Raw genomic sequence first — 2,693 nt, forward strand, 5'->3', positions numbered from 1 at the left:
TACATGTGTGTAATTCATCCACATTGTGCATAGAGCCTGTGGATAACTCTGCGCAGTGGGCGACTCCTCGGCCCGTCGGAGTGGCCCTGCTCGTCGGTGGGGTCGTTCTGTTGATCGCGGCGGCACTGTCCGGTTCCGACCCTCCGGGCCTGGTCATCATGGGTGTCGCCGGGTTGCTGCTCGCGGCCATGGGACTTGGTTCGCTGCTCGTCCGACCCCGTCTCGCGGCCTGGCCGGACCGACTGGAGATCCGAGGCGTCACCGGGAGGCACAGCTACACACGTGCCCAGATCACCCGGATCCGGATTGTCAGCTATCCCCGGTTCGGTCGTCGGGTGCCCAACCTCGAGATCGACATCGATGACGACGGGTCCGAGCGACTGGTGATCCTGGGACGGTGGGAACTCGGTGAGGCTCCGCTCGACGTCGCCGATGTCCTGAGCGCGCAGGGATACCCGATCGACGAGGACAAGAACCTACGCCTGCGCCCGGACCGCGACGCCGATGCCGACGACTGACGGGTCAGAGGGTGGCGGCGCGAACCACACAGATCGCCAGCGCCAGCACGACGAGGCCGGCGATCGACAGCCAGCCCACACGCGATGCGGACGCGGCGTCGCGCTGACCGATCCGCTGCGGTAGCAGCAGGACGCCCGCGGTGGCGGCGGCGCCGAACGCCAGGCCGCCGAGATGCGCCCACAGCGAGATGTTGGGGATCGACAGCGAGATCACGATGTTGATCGCGATCAGCCCGATGATCTGCCCGGGTGGCAGCTTGGCCCGGATGACCGCGACCAGCAATCCGCCCATCACGCCGTAGATGGCACCGGAGGCACCCGCGGTCGCGGCGAACGGCGAGAAGATCAGCACCGCGGCACTGCCGCCGAACAGCGCGGTGACGTAGATGCCGACGAATCGCCTGGTGCCGACAGCCATCTCGAGATCGCGGCCCAGGATGTAGAGCGTCAGCATGTTGAGGCCGACGTGGATCAACCCGTAATGCAGGAACCCAGAGGTGAGGATGCGCCAGTACTCGCCACTGTTGACGAGCGGCCCGAACAGGACGCCCTCGTAGGACACACGCGATGTGTTCGGATCGATCGTCACCAGGTTGCGCGACTGGATCGCGGTGATGATGAAGACCACGACATTGACCGCGATCAGCGAATACGTCGCGATCGGCCGCGTCGCGCCCATCGTGCGCACGGTCACCCGCTCACCACCCGCTGCGCGGACACAGTCGACGCAGTGCTGACCGACCGAGGCGGGGCGTAGGCATTCCGGACACGCCGGCCGTCCACAACGGGTGCAGGAGAGACCCGTGGGACGGTCCGGGTGCCGGACGCAGACCATCGCGGGGGCAGAGCCCCCGAATGGTTGCGGTTGGTTCGGGTTCAGCTGATCTCGATCTTCTCGATGACGACGTCCTCGAGCGGCTTGTCGCGACGGTCGGTGGACGTTGCGCCGATCGCGTCGACCACGGCCTTCGACTCGTCGTCGGCCACGACACCGAAGATGGTGTGCTTGCGGTTGAGGTGCGGCGTCTTGGCGACGGTGATGAAGAACTGCGAGCCGTTGGTGCCCGGGCCGGCGTTCGCCATGGCCAGGAGGTAGGGCTGGTCGAAGACCAGTTCCGGGTGGAACTCGTCGCCGAACTGGTAGCCCGGGCCGCCGGTTCCGGTGCCGGTCGGGTCGCCGCCCTGCAGCATGAAGCCGCCGATGACCCGGTGGAAGATCGAGCCGTCGTAGAACGGGCCGCTGTCTCCGCCGGAGGCGTTCGGCTGGCTGTACTCCTTGCTGCCGGTCGCCAGACCGGTGAAGTTCTCGACGGTCTTCGGCGCGTGGTTGCCGAAGAGGTCGATGACGATGTCGCCCCGGTTGGTGTGCACGGTCGCGGTTGCGGTTTTCTGTGGTGTACTCACGACGACCATGGTGCCACCAGCCGCAACGGCACCGACACTCCCGCTGCCAACCGGGCACATCCGACCGGCCGGGACACGACACCACAGGCGCGTACGCGACGGGAAGAGGACCACCGATGGGGATCGTCACCAGCACCGATACCGACGACAACCGCAAGGTCGCCGCCGCCAAGACCGCCGGCTCCGCAGCGCTGGGGTACCTCGTGCCGTGGACGCGGCCTGCTCGCGTCGTCGCCACGCGTGTCGGACGCCGCCGCCACGCGAAGAAGGCGCGAGCACTGACGCCGTCTGCGGTGACCCCCCTGCTCTCGGCCCGACGCACGTCGCGGGTGTCGGGCCGCAACGGGCTGGTGATCCTCGGGATCGCCGGCGTCATCGGCGGTGGCGTGGTGTTCTCGGCCCTGCGCGCTCGACGCAACACACCTGCACCGGTGGCCGCGCAACCGCCGCGCGTCGAGGACGTCCCCACCCGCTAGACCTCCGGCGAGCTTCCGCCCGATTCGCCGATCGATGCGGGGCCACAGGTAGCTTGTAGGCGTGCACCCCGACGACAATCCCGACGCCCGACGTGCGCCGACACCGTCGGGACGACCGCCCGCCGGACCGGCCGGCCCCATCGGTGGGCCTCCGCGGACTCCCCCGAGCGGACCGTTTCGTCAGCCGGGTCGTCCCCCTGCCGGTCCCGCCCACGGGCAGGACCCGCGTCGCCCCAGCGGTCCGAACAGCGGGCGGTTCGGGCAGCCTGCGCCCCCGCCCGGTCCGCCCCTACAG

4 protein-coding genes are annotated in these 2,693 nt (G+C 68.7%); 2 read left to right on the forward strand and 2 right to left on the reverse strand.

The window, feature by feature from the left end; genetic code table 11:
- The first annotated feature begins 38 nt into the window (after nucleotides 1-38).
- On the forward strand, nucleotides 39-518 hold the full coding sequence (locus tag JHC79_RS22130; RefSeq protein WP_296394957.1) for a PH domain-containing protein: 480 nt from the start codon (nucleotides 39-41) through the stop codon (nucleotides 516-518).
- Nucleotides 519-522: 4 nt separating this feature from the next.
- Here JHC79_RS22130 and JHC79_RS22135 read toward each other — a convergent pair whose 3' ends face one another.
- Together JHC79_RS22135 and JHC79_RS22140 are read right to left on the reverse strand one after the other, a co-directional pair.
- Complete coding sequence (locus JHC79_RS22135) at nucleotides 523-1,212, reverse strand: rhomboid family intramembrane serine protease (RefSeq protein WP_366783218.1); 690 nt, start codon at nucleotides 1,210-1,212, stop codon at nucleotides 523-525.
- 182 nt (nucleotides 1,213-1,394) lie between these two features.
- Nucleotides 1,395-1,931, reverse strand: a complete 537-nt coding sequence (locus tag JHC79_RS22140) for a peptidylprolyl isomerase (RefSeq protein ID WP_296394962.1) — start codon at nucleotides 1,929-1,931, stop codon at nucleotides 1,395-1,397.
- 107 nt (nucleotides 1,932-2,038) lie between these two features.
- Here JHC79_RS22140 and JHC79_RS22145 point away from each other — a divergent pair, with 107 nt between their 5' ends.
- On the forward strand, nucleotides 2,039-2,398 hold the full coding sequence (locus tag JHC79_RS22145) for a hypothetical protein (RefSeq protein ID WP_296394964.1): 360 nt from the start codon (nucleotides 2,039-2,041) through the stop codon (nucleotides 2,396-2,398).
- Nucleotides 2,399-2,693: the final 295 nt, after the last annotated feature.

The organism is Williamsia sp., assembly GCF_016462415.1.
Lineage (GTDB): Bacteria > Actinomycetota > Actinomycetes > Mycobacteriales > Mycobacteriaceae > Williamsia_A.

Excerpts from the sequence above, each read along its gene's own strand:
- JHC79_RS22140 (WP_296394962.1), bottom strand. The coding sequence starts at position 1,931 with ATGGTCGTCGTGAGTACACCACAGAAAACCGCAACCGCGACCGTGCAC.
- JHC79_RS22145 (WP_296394964.1), top strand. The coding sequence starts at position 2,039 with ATGGGGATCGTCACCAGCACCGATACCGACGACAACCGCAAGGTCGCC.